General features: G+C 49.5%; 18 protein-coding genes, 1 tRNA gene, 1 pseudogene and 1 riboswitch. Of the genes and pseudogenes, 8 read left to right on the top strand and 12 right to left on the bottom strand.

Annotation, left to right across the window (positions count from 1 at the left end; all coding sequences use genetic code 11):
• Positions 1–2: 2 nt before the first annotated feature.
• Positions 3–689, bottom strand: coding sequence for a 6-phosphogluconolactonase (gene pgl, locus ACJ67_RS06170; protein WP_049638320.1), 687 nt, complete (start codon positions 687–689; stop codon positions 3–5).
• Between the two features lie 183 nt (positions 690–872).
• Here pgl and gnd point away from each other — a divergent pair, with 183 nt between their 5' ends.
• The 4 genes from gnd to ACJ67_RS06150 all read left to right on the top strand — a co-directional run bounded on the left by gnd (position 873) and on the right by ACJ67_RS06150 (position 6464).
• Positions 873–1778 (top strand): phosphogluconate dehydrogenase (NAD(+)-dependent, decarboxylating), encoded by a 906-nt coding sequence (gnd, locus tag ACJ67_RS06165; RefSeq protein WP_018985583.1) that lies wholly within the window; start codon positions 873–875, stop codon positions 1776–1778.
• 136 nt (positions 1779–1914) lie between these two features.
• The gene (zwf, locus tag ACJ67_RS06160; protein WP_049638319.1) at positions 1915–3393 is read left to right on the top strand and encodes a glucose-6-phosphate dehydrogenase; all 1479 of its coding nucleotides are present in this window, start codon (positions 1915–1917) and stop codon (positions 3391–3393) included.
• A 150-nt stretch (positions 3394–3543) separates the two neighbouring features.
• Positions 3544–4113 (top strand): dCTP deaminase, encoded by a 570-nt coding sequence (gene dcd, locus ACJ67_RS06155; RefSeq protein WP_049638318.1) that lies wholly within the window; start codon positions 3544–3546, stop codon positions 4111–4113.
• 104 nt (positions 4114–4217) lie between these two features.
• Entirely contained in the window at positions 4218–6464 is a 2247-nt protein-coding gene (locus ACJ67_RS06150) for an arginine/lysine/ornithine decarboxylase (protein ID WP_049638317.1), read from the top strand.
• Between the two features lie 1046 nt (positions 6465–7510).
• On the opposite strand, the gene ACJ67_RS06145 is transcribed toward ACJ67_RS06150, so the two are convergent.
• Positions 7511–7993 (bottom strand): dihydrofolate reductase, encoded by a 483-nt coding sequence (locus ACJ67_RS06145; protein ID WP_049638316.1) that lies wholly within the window; start codon positions 7991–7993, stop codon positions 7511–7513.
• An 11-nt stretch (positions 7994–8004) separates the two neighbouring features.
• Positions 8005–8544, bottom strand: coding sequence for a peroxiredoxin (locus ACJ67_RS06140; RefSeq protein ID WP_049638315.1), 540 nt, complete (start codon positions 8542–8544; stop codon positions 8005–8007).
• 277 nt (positions 8545–8821) lie between these two features.
• Between ACJ67_RS06140 and ACJ67_RS06135 the strand changes: the two genes are divergently transcribed.
• Positions 8822–10645 carry a tetratricopeptide repeat protein gene (locus ACJ67_RS06135; RefSeq protein WP_049638314.1) on the top strand — a complete coding sequence of 608 codons (1824 nt, stop codon included), beginning with the start codon at positions 8822–8824 and terminating at the stop codon, positions 10643–10645.
• 17 nt (positions 10646–10662) lie between these two features.
• Here ACJ67_RS06135 and ACJ67_RS06130 read toward each other — a convergent pair whose 3' ends face one another.
• On the bottom strand, positions 10663–11493 hold the full coding sequence (locus ACJ67_RS06130) for an HDOD domain-containing protein (protein WP_049638313.1): 831 nt from the start codon (positions 11491–11493) through the stop codon (positions 10663–10665).
• A gap of 232 nt (positions 11494–11725) precedes the next feature.
• On the opposite strand from ACJ67_RS06130, the gene map reads away from it, so the two are divergent.
• Together map and ACJ67_RS06120 are read left to right on the top strand one after the other, a co-directional pair.
• Positions 11726–12520, top strand: a complete 795-nt coding sequence (gene map, locus ACJ67_RS06125; RefSeq protein ID WP_049638312.1) for a type I methionyl aminopeptidase — start codon at positions 11726–11728, stop codon at positions 12518–12520.
• A gap of 14 nt (positions 12521–12534) precedes the next feature.
• Entirely contained in the window at positions 12535–15111 is a 2577-nt protein-coding gene (locus ACJ67_RS06120; RefSeq protein WP_049638311.1) for a [protein-PII] uridylyltransferase, read from the top strand.
• 13 nt (positions 15112–15124) lie between these two features.
• Here ACJ67_RS06120 and ACJ67_RS06115 read toward each other — a convergent pair.
• A pseudogene (locus ACJ67_RS06115) lies at positions 15125–15319 on the bottom strand (cupin domain-containing protein); the annotation flags it as partial.
• A gap of 273 nt (positions 15320–15592) precedes the next feature.
• On the opposite strand from ACJ67_RS06115, the gene ACJ67_RS06110 reads away from it, so the two are divergent.
• On the top strand, positions 15593–16474 hold the full coding sequence (locus ACJ67_RS06110) for a phosphotransferase (protein WP_049638310.1): 882 nt from the start codon (positions 15593–15595) through the stop codon (positions 16472–16474).
• Positions 16475–16497: 23 nt separating this feature from the next.
• On the opposite strand, the gene pnuC is transcribed toward ACJ67_RS06110, so the two are convergent.
• The 7 genes from pnuC to ACJ67_RS06075 form a co-directional block, all read right to left on the bottom strand.
• The gene (pnuC, locus tag ACJ67_RS06105) at positions 16498–17109 is read right to left on the bottom strand and encodes a nicotinamide riboside transporter PnuC (protein ID WP_049638309.1); all 612 of its coding nucleotides are present in this window, start codon (positions 17107–17109) and stop codon (positions 16498–16500) included.
• Between the two features lie 51 nt (positions 17110–17160).
• On the bottom strand, positions 17161–17421 hold the full coding sequence (locus ACJ67_RS06100) for a YkoF family thiamine/hydroxymethylpyrimidine-binding protein (RefSeq protein ID WP_049638308.1): 261 nt from the start codon (positions 17419–17421) through the stop codon (positions 17161–17163).
• A 57-nt stretch (positions 17422–17478) separates the two neighbouring features.
• Positions 17479–19536, bottom strand: a complete 2058-nt coding sequence (locus tag ACJ67_RS06095) for a TonB-dependent receptor (protein WP_049638307.1) — start codon at positions 19534–19536, stop codon at positions 17479–17481.
• Positions 19537–19633: 97 nt separating this feature from the next.
• A riboswitch (TPP riboswitch) is annotated at positions 19634–19737 on the bottom strand.
• 183 nt (positions 19738–19920) lie between these two features.
• Positions 19921–20196, bottom strand: coding sequence for a cupin domain-containing protein (locus ACJ67_RS06090; protein ID WP_049638306.1), 276 nt, complete (start codon positions 20194–20196; stop codon positions 19921–19923).
• Between the two features lie 71 nt (positions 20197–20267).
• Positions 20268–20357, bottom strand: a tRNA-Ser gene (locus ACJ67_RS06085).
• Positions 20358–20382: 25 nt separating this feature from the next.
• On the bottom strand, positions 20383–20916 hold the full coding sequence (gene def, locus ACJ67_RS06080) for a peptide deformylase (RefSeq protein ID WP_049638305.1): 534 nt from the start codon (positions 20914–20916) through the stop codon (positions 20383–20385).
• Between the two features lie 15 nt (positions 20917–20931).
• Complete coding sequence (locus ACJ67_RS06075) at positions 20932–21684, bottom strand: S-methyl-5'-thioinosine phosphorylase (RefSeq protein ID WP_049638304.1); 753 nt, start codon at positions 21682–21684, stop codon at positions 20932–20934.
• Positions 21685–21691 lie beyond the last annotated feature (7 nt).

Genomic DNA, 21691 nt, shown 5'->3' with positions numbered 1-21691 from the left:
GTCTATTTCAACTCGACACCAAAACAATAGACATCCACACCATTGGGTGATTGAATCAATGTTGCCGGGATTGCAACCCCGCTACGCCACTGATCGACCGCCTCTTGTTTGCCTGCCCCGGTCACCAGGAACATGACTTCGTGCGAATTGTTCAAACGGTTTTGGCTAATGGTAATTCGGTCCGCGGGCGGCTTGGGCGAATTAAACACGGGAACTGCATCAGCAGAGTTATCGACCGCATGACCAGGGAACAAGCTAGCCGTATGGCCATCTTCACCCAAGCCAAGAATCACCAGGTCAAAAGTACGCACTCCTTTGAGGGTTTGGGCGTAGGCTTTGGCGCCTTCCACATTGCCCAGCTCGGCAGGAATATCGTGAATCTGATTTTCTGGAATAGGCACATGGCTCAGCCAGGCGTCCCGCGCCATCTTGCTATTGCGTTCGGCATGATCGACCGGCAAGCAGCGGTCATCATTGTGATACACATGCCAGTTAGCCCAGTCGGCATTAGCCTTTGCCAGCAACTGATAAACGGCTTTTGGGGTACTGCCACCAGCCAATACAATGAGAAAGCTGCCATATTTGGCAATTGCCGCATCAGCAGCAGCCAAAATTCTGTTCAAGGCAGCTTGATTAATTTCTTGCTGGGATTGAAATGTGAGCCAACGGGTTTGAGCATTCAAAGACATAGAAAACCTGTAAAAAACAATACAAAAAAGCGCGCGCAGCCTTTTAGTGCGTAACGGCATTTGCTATAATTATAGCTGACTCGACATGATAATTCTGCAAAATTATCCGAAGCACTGATCGGGTTCATGCCATCCAAAAGATGGGTGTCTCTTAAACTATCCTCATACCATAGGAAAATCCGAATGAAATTAGCAATGATTGGCTTGGGCAAAATGGGCGGCAACATGGCTGCACGCTTGCTGCGTCACAAAATCAACGTAGTTGGCTTTGACTTCAACACCGAATTCGTTAACAGACTGGTTAAAGAAGAAGGCATGGAAGCGGCAACCTCTGTGGCGGATGCTGTAAGCAAACTCGAAGGCCAAAAAATTGTCTGGCTGATGTTGCCTGCTGGCGAAATCACCGAAAATCAAATCAAAGATTTGATTCCAATGCTGAACAAAGGCGACATCATCGTCGATGGCGGCAACTCCAACTACAAACACAGTCAGCGTCGCGGTGCAATGTTGGCTGAGCACGGTATCGGCTTTATCGATTGCGGTACTTCTGGCGGTGTTTGGGGCCTGGAAAACGGCTACTGCCTGATGTACGGCGGTGAAAAACAATATGCAGATGTATTGGCACCTTACGCTCAGGCACTGACGCACGCAGACCGTGGTTGGGCACACGTGGGTCCAGTCGGCTCCGGCCACTTCACAAAAATGATCCATAACGGTATCGAATACGGCATGATGCAAGCGTTTGCCGAAGGTCTGGACCTGATCAAAGGTAAAGAAGACTTCAACCTGGATCTGGCGCAAATCACTGAATTGTGGCGTCATGGCTCCGTCGTTCGCAGCTGGTTGCTGGATCTGACTGCTGAAGCATTGAAAGGTGACCAGAAGCTGGAAGCCATCGCTCCTTATGTTGCTGACTCCGGCGAAGGCCGCTGGACAGTGGTTGAAGCGGTTGAACAAGGTGTTGCTGCGCCAGTATTGACTGTTGCATTGCAAGCCCGTTTCCGCAGCCAGGACTCCAAAGGTTACAGCTACAAACTGTTGTCACTGATGCGTAATGCATTTGGTGGCCACGCAGTTAAAACCAAGTAATTCAGAATAAGCCTCTCGTGATGGGAGGCTTTTTGCTTAATGACTTGCGCACACTGTTAGAACTAACTAGTTTAATTAACAGACATATGGGAAAGGCCTGCCCTTTCCCGTTTACATTTTTATCTTAAGGTTAGAAATGACGAATAAAATTGATCCATGCACCCTGGTATTGTTTGGCGCGAGTGGCAACCTGGCCCGCGTAAAACTATATCCTGGTTTGTTCAGGCTAGACATGCTGGGCCGCTTGCCTGATGACATGAAAATTATCGGCGTTGGCCGCCAAGTGGTTGATCTGGACGCCTGGCGTGCAGACATCAAATCCATGCTGGATACCAAATTCAAAAAAGGCTACGACCAGAAAGTGTTCGAGCGCTTTATCGCCCGTAACTTCTATCATGCCAACCCGCCGACAGATCCAGACGCTTTCAAAAAACTGAAAGCGACCCTGAGTGACGAAAAAACCTTCCCGCAGAACCTGGCTTACTTCCTGTCTGTACGTCCCGTTGACTTTGCCCCAGTGGTGGAATCCCTGGCAAATGTTGGCCTGACTCAAGAAGACAAATACTGGCGCCGTGTAGTGATCGAGAAACCATTCGGTACGGACCTGCCATCTGCGAAAGAGCTGCAGGCTGCGATCACCAAGCACCTCAAAGAAAGCCAAATCTACCGTATCGACCACTACCTGGGTAAATCTGCCTTGCAGAATATTTTGCTGCAGCGCTTTACCAATACGGTGCTGGAGCCGATCTGGAACAACCAGTATATCGACCACGTACAAATCACCAACACCGAAATGCTGGGTGTAGGCGACCGTACACAGTTCTATGACAGCACTGGCGCATTGCGTGACATGCTGCAAAGCCATATTTTGCAAACATTGGCTTTAACCGCCATGGAGCAGCCAAAAGACCTGTCTCCTGAAGGCGTGCGTGATGCGAAAATCAAATTGCTTGAAGAAATTCGCCCAATTCCCGTTAAAGAGCTGGAAAAACACGCATTCCGTGCACAATACGCTGCTGGCGAAATCAACGGCGAAAAAGTCCCTGGCTACCTGGAAGAATTAGGCAACAAGGACAGCGTCGTTGAAACCTATGCGGCGTTGAAACTGTTTATCGATAATCCGCGCTGGAAAGGTGTACCGTTCTATATCCGTACGGCAAAACGCCTGCACGAAGCCGACACACGCATTTCCATCCGCTTCAAGAAGGCACCTTTGCAAATCAATGACCAGGACCAGAACTGGCTCATTATCGGCATCCAGCCTCGCGAGTGTATCAAGCTGGAAATCCAGTCCAAGATTCCTGGCCTGGACGTGCAAACACGTACCATCCAGTTGGATGCAGCTAACCGTTGGGATAGCGACGACTCCGTAGATGCCTACGAAGCCCTCTTGCTGAACCTGATGCAAGGTGACAACTCCAACTACCTGCATATTTCTGAAGCTGAAGCACAATGGCGCCTGGTCGACCCAGTCGTGAAAGCTTGGGCGGAAGACAAGCGCCCTGTGCTTCAGTATCCTGCTGGCAGCCGTGATCCGATTGAATCCAAAGTGATTTTTGAAGGTGAAGACCAGTTCTGGCGTTACAGCATTGAACTGGGCGGCGACAAGTTTTAGGCCACGTTGCACCTATCGCTAAAAATTCATAAATAATTTGCAAATTTAGCAGCTTTTGTTGTTATTATTTGCACTCACTAAAAGCGGAGTTTAAACTCCGCTTTTTTCTCTTTATTACATACGCTTTAGCGCGAGTGACTGGATATCGGAATGAGCATTAAGTCTGACAAATGGATACGCAGAATGGCTGAACAACACGGCATGATTGAGCCGTTTGAGCCCAAGCTTGTACGTGAGACCAATGGCCAGAAGATTGTGTCTTATGGCACCTCTTCTTACGGCTACGATATCCGTTGTGCTGACGAATTCCGCGTATTTACCAATATCAACAGCACGATTGTCGACCCTAAACAATTTGACCCGAAGTCGTTTGTCGAGGTCTCCGGCAAAGGCTATTGCGTGATTCCCCCTAACTCATTTGCACTGGCGCGCACGGTAGAGTATTTCCGTATTCCTCGCTCTGTACTGACTGTATGCCTGGGCAAGTCGACTTATGCGCGTTGCGGCATTATCGTCAACGTCACCCCCTTTGAACCAGAGTGGGAAGGTTATGTCACACTTGAATTCAGCAACACCACACCGCTACCCGCCAAAATTTATGCTGGCGAAGGCTGCGCGCAAGTGTTGTTCCTGGAGTCTGATGAAATCTGTGAAACGAGCTACAAAGACCGTGGTGGCAAATACCAGGGTCAAACTGGCGTGACTTTGCCAAAAATATAACGGCAACATTGAACAATAACCTGACATTCACCAAGGGCACGGTGTAAAGCAAATGCTTTCTCTGTGCCCTTGTGTCTTGATTTTAGCGGTAAAGGATTTATTGCATGAAATTTAGATTCCCTATCGTCATTATTGACGAGGACTTTCGCTCCGAGAACTCTTCCGGCCTGGGCATCCGTGTGCTGGCGAAAGCCATCGAAGATGAGGGCCTGGAAGTGCTGGGCGTGACCAGCTACGGCGACCTGACGTCTTTTGCGCAACAGCAAAGCCGTGCATCAGCCTTTATCCTGTCGATTGATGATGAGGAAATCGTTGAGGAGAAACCGGAAGCCATTGAGCAACTGCGTAACTTTGTGCAGGAAATCCGCTACCGCAACGAGGAAATCCCCATTTTCCTGCATGGCGAAACCCGTACCAGCCGCCACATCCCTAACGATGTGTTGCGCGAGTTGCACGGCTTTATCCATATGAATGAAGACACGCCTGAGTTTGTGGCGCGCCTGATTATCCGCGAAGCCAAAGCCTACCTGGACAGCTTGCCACCGCCCTTCTTCAAGGCACTCACTCATTACGCGGCTGATGGCTCCTACTCCTGGCATTGCCCTGGTCACTCCGGTGGCGTTGCCTTCCTGAAATCGCCTGTCGGGCAGATGTTCCACCAGTTTTTTGGCGAGAACATGCTGCGTGCAGACGTGTGTAATGCGGTGGATGAATTAGGCCAATTACTGGATCACACCGGCCCGGTGGCCGCTTCTGAACGCAACGCTGCGCGCATCTACAACTGCGACCATTTGTACTTTGTCACTAACGGCACCTCAACATCGAACAAGATTGTTTGGAACTCAACCGTGGCACCGGGTGACATTGTGGTGGTTGACCGCAACTGCCATAAATCCGTATTGCATTCCATCATCATGACGGGTGCCGTGCCAGTATTCCTGATGCCGACGCGTAACCATTTCGGCATTATCGGGCCTATCCCAAAAAGTGAATTCGCCTGGGAAAACATTCAGAAAAAAATCGAGCGCAACCCTTTTGCTACCGACAAAAATGCAAAACCACGCGTGCTGACCATCACACAATCTACCTATGACGGCGTCTTGTATAACGTCGAAGAAATCAAAGAAATGCTGGATGGCAAAATTGACACCCTGCACTTTGACGAAGCCTGGCTACCACATGCCACCTTCCATGACTTTTATGGTGACTACCATGCGATTGGCGCTGACCGTCCGCGCTGTAAAGAATCCATGGTGTTCTCCACCCAGTCCACGCACAAACTGCTGGCAGGGTTGAGCCAGGCCTCACAGATTCTGGTGCAGGATGCGGACCAGAACCGCCTGGACCGTGACGTGTTTAACGAAGCTTATCTCATGCATACTTCCACCAGCCCGCAATACTCAATTATTGCCAGCTGCGACGTGGCCGCTGCCATGATGGAAGCCCCTGGCGGTACCGCTTTGGTAGAAGAGTCTCTCAAAGAAGCTTTGGACTTCCGCCGTGCCATGCGCAAGGTGGACGAAGAATGGGGCACCGACTGGTGGTTTAAAGTCTGGGGCCCGACTGATTTGTCTGAAGACGGCCTGGAAGAGCGCGACGCCTGGATGCTCAAAGCCAATGAGCGCTGGCACGGTTTCGGTAACCTGGCCGAAGGCTTTAACATGCTGGACCCGATCAAAGCCACCATTATTACCCCTGGCCTTGATGTAGAGGGTGACTTCTCTGAGGAGTTCGGCATCCCGGCGGCTATTGTGACAAAATATCTGTCAGAACATGGTGTGATTGTTGAAAAAACGGGGCTCTACTCATTCTTTATCATGTTCACTATCGGCATTACCAAAGGCCGCTGGAATACCATGGTAGCCGCGTTACAACAGTTTAAAGACGACTACGACAAGAACCAGCCGCTATGGAAAGTGTTGCCAGAGTTTGTGCAGAAACACCCGCGCTATGAACGTGTCGGTCTTAAAGACTTGTGTACACAAATTCACGAAGTGTACAAAGCCAATGACGTGGCGCGCCTGACGACGGAAATGTACCTGTCTGACATGGTCCCAGCCATGAAACCGACTGACGCTTTCTCGAAAATGGCACACCGCAAAATTGAGCGCGTAGCGATTGATGACCTTGAAGGCCGTGTGACGGCAGTGCTGTTAACACCCTACCCGCCGGGTATTCCGCTGCTGATTCCCGGTGAACGCTTTAATAAGGTGATTGTGAACTACCTCAAGTTTGCACGTGAGTTTAATGAGAAATTCCCTGGGTTTGAGACGGATAACCATGGGTTAGTGAAGCAAATAGTCGATGGTAAAGCTGTGTATTACGTGGATTGCGTGAAGCAGGAAGATTAATCTTCTTACTCCACTCAGCTACTTTTTACTGAGTTTCATTGCTCTCGAGCTTTAACAAAGGCAACTTAATGGTTGCCTTTGCTATTTTACGGAGAGCTTTTTTCGCCTTTGGGCGAGTTACTTTCTGGTGCTTGTCCCCAAGAAAGTAACCAAAGAGGACGACACCCCGCCATCGCGGCCTTGCGGCTCCCTTGCGTTGTTGGCTACGGCCGCTACGCTTAACATCGATACGCGAGTTAGCCTACGCCGTAACAGACTGCTGCGCAGTCTTAGTTATCAACAAAGTAAGCGGTCACGAAACTCGACCTGGCAGCTCACATAAAACGTGAGCTGCTGCGGGACTAGGACAGTCGCTCCCTTCTCCCTTACTTTGTTTCCGCTACTCAGGGTGATGGGATGGGATTTATCTCGCCCAACTCGCATCGTTGAAGTTTGGATCGTTGAAAAACACCAATTCCTTTCTTCAATCCACGGATCGTTACGCTCATCGGGTGTTCAGGGTCCCCATCTGCCGCGCCGAGTAGCGCAGGCAAAATAAGATCAGGCGAGCGGCTGTCCGAATCCCGCGGTGGACTGCGATTTGTGCAGGCCGCTAGGATGAGTTCTGCGAGCGCTTATGCCTAAGTCCGGCAAAGCAACGGACGAAAGTCCTGAACCGAGCAACGCAGGAAACAAGCGGAAGCTGGGGTATCTTGTTCTTTGCCTTCTTTCTTATGGACAAGCATAAGAAAGAATGGTCGCCGTAAGGGCGAAATAAATCGTTCATCAATTCAGCTAATGCTTAAATGCTAAATTGTTCCCTGCGCAAGCGAAGAAAAGTAACTCGCCCAGGGGCGAAAAAGAATGTTGAATACCCAGAAAAACATCTACTTCCAACGTATCCAAAGTTTGTTCTTTTATTGCAATCAAGCTAACCATTAACCTCATCTAGATTAAGATCTACACCCGGATGACGGAAAACTCGACTGACTTGGATTTAAATTAAGCACGATATAAAGAATGACCCTCTTCATTTTTTCCATCAATCAATCTAAAAAGCGCATCTATCAGCGCCGCTGATACACCATATCACTATAATGCAAGCCATTCTCCGAGGTATGCCCTTCCTCACTCACCAATTCCCACTCATGCATCTCTATCTCAGGAAAAAACGCATCTCCGCCCACATGCGCATAGACACGCGTAATGTATAGCCGCGTGACATAAGGCAACCCTTGCGCATACATCTCTGCTCCGCCGATTAAAAACGGCTCTTCATCCCCAGCGCAGGCTGCAAGCGCTTGCGGCAATGAATGCACAACCTTAGCTCCTTCCACGGTGTATTCAGTATCGCGGGTGACTATCACGGTCGTGCGGCCAGGCAACAATCGTCCCAGCGACTCGTAGGTTTTACGCCCCATGATAATGTGGTGCCCCATGGTGAGCTGCTTGAATCGCTTGAGGTCTTCTGGCAAATGCCACGGGAGCTGGTTATTGTGGCCAATCACGCGGTTATCAGCGTGGGCGACTATGAGAGAAAGTGCTTGCATGGATATGGTCTTTAAAAGGCTGACAGACGTTTGAGGTCGTTGATAATGGTCTGGCTATGCCCATCAGGATTGACGTTACTGTACATCTCGGCCACCATGCCTTGGGGGTCAATCACGAACGTCATGCGTTTGGCAGCCTGAAACACAACCAGGTTAAACAAGGCACCATAGGCGTCAGCCACCTGACCATTACTATCTGCCAGGATGGGAAAGGATAAACCATGCTTTTGCGCAAACTGGGCGTGACTTGCGACCGTGTCTACGCTGATACCGACCACTTCAGCACCCAGGGCGCGAATTTGCTGGATATCATCCCTGAACTGGCAGGCCTCTCGCGTGCATCCTGGCGTATCATCCTTGGGGTAAAAATACAGCACCAGCCATTTGCCTTGCCAGTCGGACAGACTGCGCATACTGCCCTCTGCATCCGGTAATTTGAAATCCGGCGCCTTCATGCCGACACTGACGCGGGTTGATGGCTGCTGGTATTGGCGGTAGCCCCAGATGGCCAGCCACAGCAAAAGTCCGTACATGATCAGTTTGATCAGCATTCGATTTTCCTTCTTTACAACAGATTTATGACATTCAGGTCGTTGACGCTTACAGCTGCTTATTGTACCTTAATCCGCCATCAGTCATTTTAAGGGATATACGGAAGAAGTGAGCGAGCGGGATAAAGTGCAAGGCGCACGGAACGCAAGAACCGAGACAGTACATGAAGTACGGCGAGGTGATGAGGACCGCGCAACACAGCGATTTGCCCGCGTAGCCACTTATTCCGTTATCCTAAGGTCATCCGCAATCGTTTGAAGGTCCGCAGTCACTCCCATGAATAATGAAGCCATTGCAAAACTGCTCAAACTGATTGCCGCAGACCCGGAAAAGTGGGAGGCCTACCAGAAACTGGCCGGCCTGATGCTGCAAAACCAGGAGTTTCATGCCGCCGAGCAATACTTGTTGCAAGCTATCAGCCTGAAACCTGATTTATTGGAGCTGCGTTTGCAGCTTGCAAACCTGCATATGCGCACGCAGCAGTTCAAGGCTGCACATGAATGCTATAAACAGGCGATTGCGCTGGATGCAAAACACGCGAATGCTTATTACCTGGATGCACGTGCGCTGAAAAACCTGGGTCGTCTCCCGGAAGCAATTTTGCGTTTGCGTACAGTGACCAAGTTAAATCCGCAACATATGCAAGCGTTCAGTGAATGCGTGGATTTAATGCTACAGGCTCAGCAAGTTGAAAAAGCTATTGAGGTGCTCAGACAGGCGATTGCCGCACATCCGGAACATGCCCATTTTCACTACCGTCTGGGGGTGTTGTGCCAGCAGATGCAGGCAACAGATGAAGCATTGGCATGCATGAACCAGGCCGTCCAGATCCAGCCGGATTTTGCAGAAGCCTATCATCAACGTGGACTCATACTGCAGTTGCAGGGAAGCACACAAGAGGCCCTGGGCAGCTTTAACCAAGCGATTAGCTACGAGCCTAACCTCCCTGTGCCCTACAACAACCGTGGCGTCATTTTGTGCCAGCTAGGTAAATATATTGAGGCTATCAGCGACTTCCGCCAGGCCTTGCAGCTCAACCCGGGATATGCCTCTGCCTACTGTAATCTAGGCCTGGCGCTCTATGAAAACGGCGATAGTGACGAGTCCTATCAATGCCTGGGCAAGGCCGTGCAGCATGCACCCAATCACACCCAAGCCCGTTACTATTTAAGTATGCTACAACTGGCAAGAGGGGAATATGAGACTGGCTGGCCGATGTACGAAGCACGCTGGCATATGTTTCCTGACAACCAACGTCCGGACTTGCAACGATTATGGCGTGGCAATAGCTCGCTGGTCGGCAAAACCATCTTCATCCAGGCTGAAATGGCTCTCAGCGACACTTTGCAGTTTTGCCGCTATATTCCATTGATCAAGGCATTCAAGCCTAACCAGATCATCGTCGCTGTCCCTGAGGCATTGTTTGATTTACTCAACGAATTTTGGGCACAGGACGCAAGTATTTTTATCATCCGACAGGATGGGCGACCCCTGCCGCATTTTGATGTGCATTGCCCCATGCTGAGCCTGCCTGTCGCTTTCAACACCTTGTTGGACACGATCCCTGCCACCCTGCCTTACTTGCAGATTTCAGAGCGGCACCAGCAACCTTGGCAGCAATTGCTAGGTCCAGCCAGGCGCTTGCGTATTGGCCTCAACTGGTGCGGCGATGCCGGCAATAAATATGACACATTGCGCAGCATTCCCTTGTACCTGATGGCGCCCCTGCTGCATATGGAGGTTGAATGGCATAGCCTGCAAAAAGAGTTCCGGCGTGAAGACCACATCATGCTCAAACGCTTTCCGATGCTGGAATGTCATCATCCGGCGTTGACGGATTTCACCCAGACTGCGGGGCTGATCATGCAAATGGATCTGGTGATTTCCGCGGATACGGCTGTCGCACATTTATCAGCAGCACTGGGCAAGCAAGTCTGGCTGTTGCTGCCACACCAGTGCCATTTCCGCTGGCTGCAATACAGGGAAGACAGTCCGTGGTATCCGGGAATGCGCATTTTCAGGCAAGCGCATGAAGAGTCCTGGGAAAGTGTGATTGACCGCGTGCATCAGGCGATCACAGATTTACTAGTCATTCGTTAAGACTAAAACCCAATCGATTAGTGACGCGCGCCAACAATGTGCATCACGCGCTCTATATCCACATGCAAAAGCTGTGAAATATCCTTGTAGTCATCTGGCAAAGCCGCATTATCCCAGCCATCCGCAGAGTGCCTGGCTAGATTCACTGCCAACTGTACATTACGCACGCGGGGCAAATGCGCACGCTGTTCATCCATTAAATCCGTTAACAGTGACGGTAGATTAAATACATGCACCAGCGCTTCTTGCAACTCTACGACCCGGAAACCAAGTATTTCCTGCTGTACGACTCGGCTACGCAAGGTTTTATCAGCAGCTTGCCGGTTCCTGATTTCGCTCATTGCCTCCGGATTAAAAATCCACATGAGCATTTCGGCAAAATCATACAGTGACGCTGCCACGCGTAATTCTTCAGCATGCAGATCCATCAGGTGCGAAGCAAAATCAGCCGCAAAATAACCGGCCCGGTGTGCACGTATCATGAGTTTGAGCAAATCGACCAGTGCTGAAACATGACTATCTAGCACATCTTCTACATGAGGCACAGTCGGAATCTGGTCAAAAAAGGTACTGTTGCCCATCATGATAATAGCCTGTTCAACCTGCACCAGATCTTGTAACTGATGGCGGCTCCGATGATTATTGGCGTACGTCAGCACCTTGAACATCATGAGTGGGTCATTAATCACCACACGGGTAATGTCGCGGGCACCCATTTCATCCTCACGTTCACGCAATGCTGCGAGTTCCCTGGCTGTCTGCCGCAATACCGGGATGTCCGCCTGTTTAAAAAAGGCGACCCAATCATTGACTGTCCGGTTTTCTCTTGCTTCGGTGAGTGTCACCATGTGTACGCTCCAGCTTGATTCATGCGCCCGAGTATAAAACACTGCAGCGCTGGGCGATGCTGTAATCAATCGCACAATTCACTGCCTGTTTGTTCTCTGACTTATCAGTTTAACGGCGCAAAAGCGCTTTTTCTTTAGTCATCTCTGATAAATGCCTATGTTAGAATGACATTTTAGTTATTGATTCCCAGGCTGGCTGCTCAAAAGCTGGCTTTTGAAGATCATCAGGCATATGGCAATTATTCTGCACACTCCCGAAGAAATTGAAAAAATGCGCGTCGCTGGCCGGTTGGCCGCTGAGGTACTGGATTACATCACCCCCTTTGTGGTGGCGGGTGTCACCACCAACAGGCTGGACCAGTTGTGTCATGATTATATTGTCAATGAGCAGCAGGCGATTCCAGCACCGTTGAACTATGCGCCTGATGGCCATACACCGTATCCTAAATCCATCTGCACCTCTATCAACCAGCAGATTTGTCATGGCGTGCCCAGCGAAAAAGAGCTCAAGAACGGCGACATCGTCAATATAGATATCACTGTGATTAAAGATGGCTACCATGGCGACACCTCACGTATGTTTATGGTGGGTAGCGTCACGCCGCAGGCAAAACGCTTGTGTGACCTGACCTACCAGGCCATGTGGCGCGGGATCGAAAAAGTCAAACCAGGCAATACCTTGGGTGATATTGGCTATGCTATTCAATCGTTTGCAGAAAAAAATGGTTACAGCATCGTGCGCGAATTCTGCGGCCACGGCATAGGCAAAAAATTTCATTGCGAACCCCAGGTACTGCATTATGGCAAACCCGGTGCAGGCCTCACGCTCAAGCCAGGCATGATTTTTACCATAGAGCCCATGATCAACGCCGGGCGTCGTGACATCAAATTCATGTCGGATGGCTGGACGGTCGTCACCAAAGACCGCAGCCTCTCCGCCCAATGGGAACACACGGTACTGGTGACGGAAGATGGTTTTGAGATCATGACCGTCTCTGCCGGTACACCGCCACGTCCAGACCTATAAGTGACCGCAGCTACATGACGGTGATTGCCAAAGAACAGCTCAAGCACTGGCGCGAGTCGTTACAACTGGCTCGTCAGCAGATTGCCGATGCTTACTTGGCCACTCCGCAAGCAAAAACATTATTGCGGCAACACACCCGTGTACTCGACCAACTATTAAGGGATATCTGGCGCGCTTACGCCTTGCCTGACACCGTCAGCCTGATTGCCGTGGGTGGTTATGGTCGCGGCGATATGTTCCCGCATTCGGATATCGACTTGCTGATCCTGATGCCACAGCTCAGTAGCCAGCAGTTGCAAACAGATGTCGAATCCCTGATTGGCACCTTGTGGGATATTGGCCTCAATATTGGCCACAGTGTACGAAGCTTGCAGGAATGCCTGGATGAGGCCAAACTCGATGTGACCATCATGACCAACCTGCTGGAAGCACGCTGGCTGACCGGTGACAAATCAAGTTTCAAAACACTGGCGCATTCATTACAGACACAGTTAGACAGCGTGCGTTTCTTTGCCGAAAAACTGCGCGAACAACAAATGCGCCACGCCAAGTTTCACGATACCGCTTATAACCTTGAACCCAATGTCAAGGAAAGTCCAGGCGGACTGCGTGATCTACATATGATTTTATGGATCGCCCAAAGCCAGAATTTAGGCCATGACTGGAATGACCTGGTGCATGCTGGCCTGCTGAGCCGCAGCCAGGCGAACCAACTCAAACGCCATGAACGATTGCTGCAGAACCTGCGCATCCGCCTGCATTTGTTGGCCAAGCGGCGTGAAGACCGGCTGGTATTTGATTTCCAGAACGCCCTGGCCGAACAAATGGGCTATCAAACCACTCCGCAAAAACGTGCCAGTGAGCTATTGATGCAAGGGTTTTATCGCAGTGCCAAAGCCATCATTATTGAAAATGAAGTGCTGCTCAAACTCATGCATGCCCGTGTGAATCCTGCTACTGAACCAGCCACGGCAATAGATGAAGACTTTACGCTTTCACAAGGCTTGCTCAGTGCACAAAGTGCTGACCTGTTCCAACGCAAACCTGAAGCCATTTTGCGCTGCTTCCAGCTATTGCAGCAACATCCTGAAATCACTGGCTTCAGCGCACCACTGGTGCGGGCATTGCAAGCCACTCAACCATTGATTGATCACAAGTTTAGGCAAAATGCAGCCTACAAGGCACTGTTTCTGCAAATTCTGCAAAGCCGTGAAGGAGTACACCGCAGCCTGCGCCGCATGAATCGTTATGGTATCCTGGGCCGTTATATCCCGGTGTTCGGACGCGTCATTGCGCAAATGCAACATGACCTGTTTCATGTCTATACCGTGGATGAACATACCCTTAACGTATTGCGTAACCTGCGTCGCTTTGCTAAAGCAGATTTGCGCCACGAATTTCCGTTGTGTAGCGAGCTGTTTAATGCGTTCAGCCAGCCACACCTGTTATACCTGGCCGCGATCTTTCATGATATTGCCAAAGGCCGTGGCGGCGACCATTCAACATTAGGTACCCTGGATGCCAGGCGCTTTTGCCGCAAGCTGGGCTTACCCAAAAATGATACCGAACTAGTGGCCTGGCTTGTCGAAGCACATTTAAAATTATCGAGCACTGCACAGAAAAGTGATTTGTCGGACCCCGATGTGATTGAAGGCTTTGCACAATTGGTAGGCTCAGAATACCGGCTGACCGCTTTGTACTTGCTCACTGTGGCAGACATCCGTGGCACCAGCCCCAATGTGTGGAATGCGTGGAAAGCCAAACTGCTGGAAAGCCTGTTCTTGCAAACGCGCCGCGTATTGCAACAATCGCTCAATACAGAAGCGCAACTGAGCCTGCGCAAACAGGAAGTATTGCAAAAACTCAGCAGTTTCAACCTCAAAGAGTCGTCTGTGCATCCATTATGGCAAGCGTTTGGCGCGGGTTACTTCAGCCGGTTTGATAGTGACGAAATCGCGTGGCAAAGCCGCCTACTGATCCCGCATCAAGCGGCAGACAAACCCATTGTTCGTGCAAGGCTAAGCCCCAAAGGCGATGGCATTCAGGTCATGATTTACAGCCGGGATCAGAAAGAAATTTTTGCCCGTATCTGCCACTTTTTTGACAGCATGCAATACAACATCGTGCAGGCGAAAATTTTCACCACTGCACACGGCTACGCACTGGACAATTTTATTGTGCTCGAGCCTGACACTCGCCAGATCAGCTACAACGGTCTGCTTAAACACATAGAACAAGGGCTCACCGAGCAATTGCTCAGTGATCAGGCCATCCCCACACCGATACGCGGACGGGTCAGCCGTCAGGTGAAACATATGCCTATCACCACGCAGGTCAGTTTGCGGCCGGTGGCTGGTCACCCACCCCAAGGCCATGCATTTCAGCAGCTGGATGTGATTGCAAATGACCGACCTGGCCTATTGGCCAGTATGGCGCAGATATTCCTCAAACATGGTATTGAATTACACAATGCCAAGATCAACACCCTGGGCAACCGCGTTGAAGATAGCTTCCTGATCTCTGCCTGCGATGGCCAACCGCTCGGCGACAGACAAATTGCCGCCCTCAGTGAGGCCTTAAACGAGCTGTAGCGGTAACTTGAAGCTACTCAAAATGATAATGCTTGCGTAGCGGTTTTTTCACTTCCCACACGCAATCCAGCCCGGTGGCAAAAGTGACCAGGTCACCCGCAGCAAAACTCACCGGCTGACCACCCTTAGGCGTTACCGTGACCTCTCCTTCAAGGATATAAGCAATCTCAGTACTGCTGTATTGCCAGGGGAAGGTAGATACCTCTTTGGACCAAGTAGGTCATTGCTTGACGCCCAGTTCATTTAATCGCTCTGGCGTAGGTTTCTCTACAATAATAGCTGACATATCGCTCTCCATTGACAGGTTAAAGCTATTTTAATCGCCTGCGAGTCGCGAAGACAACGTTACGATACAGTCTTTGACTCCATGCACCCTCCATTCAATGTAGCACAAGGAGAACCTCGCCATGAAGGTTGTCTTATCAGATGATTTAAACAGCCTGATGGCTTAAAATACGGCTCTGAAACTAGAGTTCTGACCATGCTTACCTACCCACAACTCACCGCGTCCGAACAAGCCCGTCTACCCAAACTGATTGCTCAACCCAAAGCTATCCAGAATAAGTTTGAAGATAGCACCCATCAGCTTTTTTATTGCCAGACAATAGATGGTCCAATGGTGCTGAAAGTGTGTAATGAAGCCACTATTGAAAAGTCTCATTTCTGGTTAGGCGCCAACCATTTATTTGCCGCTGACTTTCCAAACAGTTTGGGCAATATCCGTTCAACGCATCATTTCTTGGAGAAAAACGGTGCGCTTGCCGTGCCTGATTTTGTTTCAGCAAGTTCCAACCGATTCGTGCTCACCCACTTTTTAGCTGGTAAAGATGTGGAAACGGAACGTGTCGCCGACCAATGGGTGGTTAAGTTGGCTGAACATATCGCCAAACTGCATCAATGCACCTACAGCCGTTGGGGCATGCTACATGCGCCTCAATTTTCCGCATCCGAATGGGGTGACCATTTGTATGAAACGCTTGCTTTTCTGGTCCAGCAACAACATAAGCGCATTGCTGAACCATTACTCAAGGAAGTATTAGCGCACGCAAAAAGTATCCAAGAAACGGACTTTGTACCGGTCATGCTGGATTTGCGCTGGGATCAATTCCGCTTAAGTGATTCTGGCAACAATGATCTGGTACTGATTGATCTTGATGCGTTTGTGATTGCACCGCGTGCGCTGGACCTGATATTGCTGGAATATGTGTTAACGCCAACGCAATTGGTATTATTCAAACAGCGCTATACGCAAACACATCGCTGGCCAGACCACAATGCAAAGTCGCCCTGCTACCAATTGCTATTATTTTTAATGAATGTGCTTGGTGAAAGTGATTTGGAAAAGTGGATGCAGCGAATATAAAACGCAACCTTCTTCAAAGTGCCCTATTTAGTTTGCTGCCTGTAAAGCTTCACCCAGCTGATAAACCCGACAATCGCCAAAATAGTGTTCAGTACAAATAAAGCTGCCGTTGCGTAATACCCTGTTTGCACATACAACAGCGTGGCAGCGCCATCAATCACTGCCCAATACAACCAGTTTTCCAGTACTTTCCTGGCAATCAGCCAGGTATTCATCACAGAAAACACCGTGGTATAAGCATCCAACACCGGACTTTGAGATTGACCAGTCTTTTGCAAATAAGCACTGACCACAGCGCTCACGGCGACTCCGACTGCAATAAAGGCCACATGCCTGAGCCAAGGCCAGCGGCTGATGGTTAACGTGTCTGTTTGCGTGCCGTGTTGATGCCACACCCAAAAGCCATAAATGGCCATACCCATATAATAAAAATTGAGGAATGCCTGCATGGGCAGCTGGTCATGCCAAAACAGTACGGTGTAGACCAGTGTGCTGAAGAAAGCGAACGGCCAGCACCACTGAGACTCTTTAGCCGCCAGCAGAATATAAGCAACGCCCATTGAAGCAGCGGCAATTTCCCAGTGAGACATCTGATGAAATGCGTTCAGGATGGCTTGATAGAGATCTTGGTTCATGACTAGCACACAGCAAATACGTTAACAAGCTTGCACACACGACATGACGGGTTAAACATCCACCACATCCGCCCGGTCTGTGCCGATAAACTTCATGACAAAGACGCTATGTGGCAGCGCGTTAAACACCGCCTCCATTTCTCCATCCAGGCAATCCATCACGTCGCGGTATTCACCAAACACTTGCGTGGCCAGGCTATTGCGCTTGACCACCAGCTTTTTATTGCCTTCAAGCTTATTGATAAACGCCAGAATAGGCTCTACATAGCCTTCGGTCAGGGGATATAAACTGATATCGACTGAAATACGCATATAAACTCCAAAATAAAGGACATTCCCGCGGGCCAATCCACACCCGCTTGTTTAATTTTAATAATCGAAAGTCACCGTGATACCACCAATGCGTGGCTCACCGTATTGCTGATAACCCTGATTGCCAAATCCCTGGTCAAAGAAAAATCCACGGGTTGCATAATCTTTGTCTAGCAAGTTTCTCACCCAGATACTTACTCGCCAATGTTTGTCATATTTGTAATCAGCATTCGCATTCACTAAGGCGTAAGCACTAGATTTTGAGTTATGGCTGTCAGAGAAATAAAAAGCATCCTTACCCTCTACATTCGCCCTTAAAGTCCATGCGGCATTGGCATACCATTCTGCACCAAGGTTATATTGATATGAAGGGGCGCTGGCAACATCGCGTCCCTGCAACTTCACAGCCGCAGGATTGGGATTTTGATACTCGTTAAACTTGGCATTTAACAAACCCAATGAACCTATCACACGTAACTGGTCAGTGAGAAACCAGTCTAGGCCTGCTTCCAGGCCCATATGCGTAGCTTGTGCGGCATTGTCATAAAATTCAATAAACGAAGTGCCAACCTGTGTAGAGCTTTTTGTTTGTGCATCTTTACGCTTTGCGTAAAACACAGCCACATTCGTTACAAGAGATCCGTCCAGCCAATGAGATTTAACCCCTGCTTCCAGATTCCACATATATTCGGTATTAAATGCCCGCTGACTTGGCTGCACCCTATTATCGTTGTTGACACCGCCTGGCTTGTAACCGCGGCTCAGCGAAGTATACAAAAGATGGTCTTGATTGGCCTGATAATTGAGTCCCAGCTTAGTGCCGTACAGCATTTCAGAGATATTTTTAACAAGATTGTCAGAGTCTCTATAACGAGCTTCAAAGTGCTCAGCGCGCAAGCCAGTAACCAAAGTGAGCTTTTCTGTTAAATGGCTGTCTAGTTGACCAAATAAGGCAGTGTTGTCCGTATCAAAGCGGCCATTCAGTAAATTCGGGGTGCCGTAATTGATGTTGGAATCAAATTTTTCATCCTGGCTAAAATGGTAGAAACCCACTGTCCAATCTGTTGAATCATTGAAAATCCTGCCTACCTTATCAGATAGGGCCCGCACTTCAAATGAGTAATTATCATGTTTACGCTTATATTGTTCTGTACCGCTGTACCCAATGGCAAGCCCTTTTGACCAGTCGCCATCGAATCCATAAGCAGAATCTGCTTTCAGGTAAGTTGCTTCAGATTGAATAATCACTGCGTCTGACGCCTGCCAGTTAGCTTTTACCCCAAAGGCATTGGCTCTGAGCGCATCTTCACCAGGCTGGTCTGCTTTACTGCGACGACTGTTATCCAAGGTAAATGCATCATAGCCATTGTCAATATTCAAATGCATCAGGGTAAAGTCCAGTGTTAAATCTTCTGTCGCAAATAATTTGAATTTACTGCGAAAGGTCAACTCATCCTGATTTTGGGTATTATCACGGCCCAAAGTATCATTCTGCATATAGCCATCAGACTTATGTGAGTAAATTGAGGCACGCCCCAGCAGACGGTCTTCTACAATAGTGCCTCCTACTGCCAGGCCAAGGTTACGTGTGTTATATTCGGCGACACCGGATTGGGCGCGTAATTTGAAGTCCTTGGTTGGCTCAGCGCTTTGCATGGTCACCACCCCTGCAATCGCATTAGGGCCAAACTTGGTGCCTTGCGGTCCACGCAGGACCTCAATTGCATCAATATCAAACAACGTTGCCGCCCCACCCAATCGACTGAAATCAATGCCGTCAATAATGAGGCCAACTGACGGATTCACAGGATTGTTATATTGACTGCGTATACCCATGCCGCGGATTTGTAAAAACCTCCCACGGGAAGCCCCGCTGGTTACATTGACGTTAGGCGCGAGATTCAATACTTCCTCAAGGTGCTGGGCGCCACGTGCTTCAATGGTTTCTTTCTTGATTTCAGTCAGGCTGATTGGGGTTTTCTCCGCCGTGTTTGGACGAAAATCCGCGCTCACTACAACTTCAGGCAGCTTCACTGTCTCATCATCTTCTGCGGCCAACACAGGTGTGGTCAGTAGCAGACTAATCAAAGACAGCGGTTTTGTAATCGGTTTCAAGAGAATCCTTTCTATAAGATACATAAAAAGGACAGGGGAAGAGTGACAATGACGTGAGTAGGCTCGTTGATGGAACAACAAACCAAAAACATTTGCGTTGTAGATGCTCTGCCTGTCCCTACGCCAGCATTATCTGGGTCAGGTTCATTGGGTTTCCCGCTTGCGCGAGATCTCAGGCGTTAGCCACCCCAAGGCGTTTGATTTTTCAATCAAGGTGAGATTGTATTTTAATATCAATAAGTTGGCTAGAGTGCATGGTGGAATTAGGTTTGTATTTCGGCACAATGGCAGAATTTCATGACTTCAGCTTTAACCATCTCATACACCCAAAACAAAAAACCCTGCGATGCAGGGTTTTTCTCAAACAATTGTGACAAGCAGCAATTAGAAGTGCTTGTAGTGTTTTTTCAATTGTTTGACCACTTCCCACTGAGATTTCAGGCCTTTTGGAAACTCAACATAGTCACCAGCCTTGATCGTTACAGTGTCGCCACCTTGTGGAGTCACTTTGAATTCGCCTTCCAGCACGTAGGCTTTTTCAGTCGCAGTGAAATCCAGAGGGAATTTGGAAGGTGCGCAATCCCAGGTGTTCCAGCTTCTTACGCCCAGTTCGTTCAATTTCTCTTCTGATGGGTTATGGTCGATGATGATTTGTGTCATGACGTTTCCTTAAATATGTAATGAATAAAAACTTCAAATGAAAATGCCGCATTCCTGCGGCATTCATGTTCTGGCGGAAGAGGTGAGATTCGAACTCACGGAGGGCGTGAACCCTCGACAGTTTTCAAGACTGTTGCATTAAACCGCTCTGCCACTCTTCCCGAAAGCGCGCATTATAGCAAACAATTAATCATCTGGGAGCGTCATTCTAGGAAAAAGTACTTCATTAAAGCCAAATTTTGTCATGTCACGAATACGCATGGGGTAAAGTACCCCAAATAAATGGTCACACTCGTGCTGCACAACGCGGGCATGAAAGCCACTCACCGTCCGGTCAATGATGTTTCCTTGCGGGTCAAAACCCCGGTAATGCAAGTGCTGATAACGCGGCACCAGGCCGCGCATACCGGGCACAGACAGGCAACCTTCCCAGCCCTCTTCTTCTCTCTGGTCAATCGGCGTTAATTCGGGGTTAATCAAAATGGTGAATGGCACCTCTTCTGCATCTGGATAACGCGGATTCTTGCCTACCCCAAACATCACGACTTGCAGGCTGACCCCTATCTGAGGTGCGGCGATACCGGCACCATTCATGTCGGTCATGGTGTCATGCATATCCTGGATAAGTGCGTGCAGCTCAGGCGTATCAAACGCCGTGACTCTATCTGCTACGCGGTATAACAGTGGTTCACCCATACGTAATACTGGTTTCACTGCCATGATGATTCCTTTGCCTTAAGCAGAACAATCATTATCAGACAGATACTGTGCAATCACCGTACGCACCTTATCCATGGTTTGCTGCAACAAAGGCATGACCTGCTCAAACTGGATAGCCTGGGCACTATCTCCCCGCCCTGCGGCAAAGTTAGCCACCGGGCAAATTGCCGCGTACGAGACGCCCATCTCCCGCGCCAAGGCCGCTTCAGGCATCCCTGTCATACCTACAATCGTCGCCCCATCCCGCTCGTAACGGTCTATCTCTGCCGCAGTTTCCAATCGCGGCCCCTGCACACAAGCATAGACGCCACCGTCCACCACACTATAACCCACATCTGCGGCTGCCTTGAGGCAACGCTCACGCATGGCTTGTGCATAGGGATGCGTGAAATCGATATGACGTACCGGCAGTTCCACGCCATCATGATAAGTATTACTGCGGCCATAGGTGTAATCCAGAATCTGGTTGGGCAGTACAATGTCTCCAGGAATTAAATTCCGGGCGATGCCACCCACAGTCGCCACCGACAGTAAATCACACACACCCACCGAATGCAGCGCCCAGATATTGGCGCGGTAATTGACGGCATGTGGCGGAATGGTATGCCCGCCACCATGACGTGCCAGAAACACCACTTCTTTGCCATTGATCTCACCAAACACCAGCGGCTGTGAAGGTTCTCCATAAGGCGTGCGCACAATCAGTCGCTTAGAAATATTCAAATTATCCAGTGCCGTCAGCCCGGTGCCTCCAATAATCCCTAACATAAACTCT

This window comes from Methylophilus sp. TWE2 (assembly GCF_001183865.1).
Classification (GTDB): Bacteria; Pseudomonadota; Gammaproteobacteria; order Burkholderiales; family Methylophilaceae; genus Methylophilus.
This window is presented reverse-complemented; position numbering and strand designations above follow the sequence as displayed.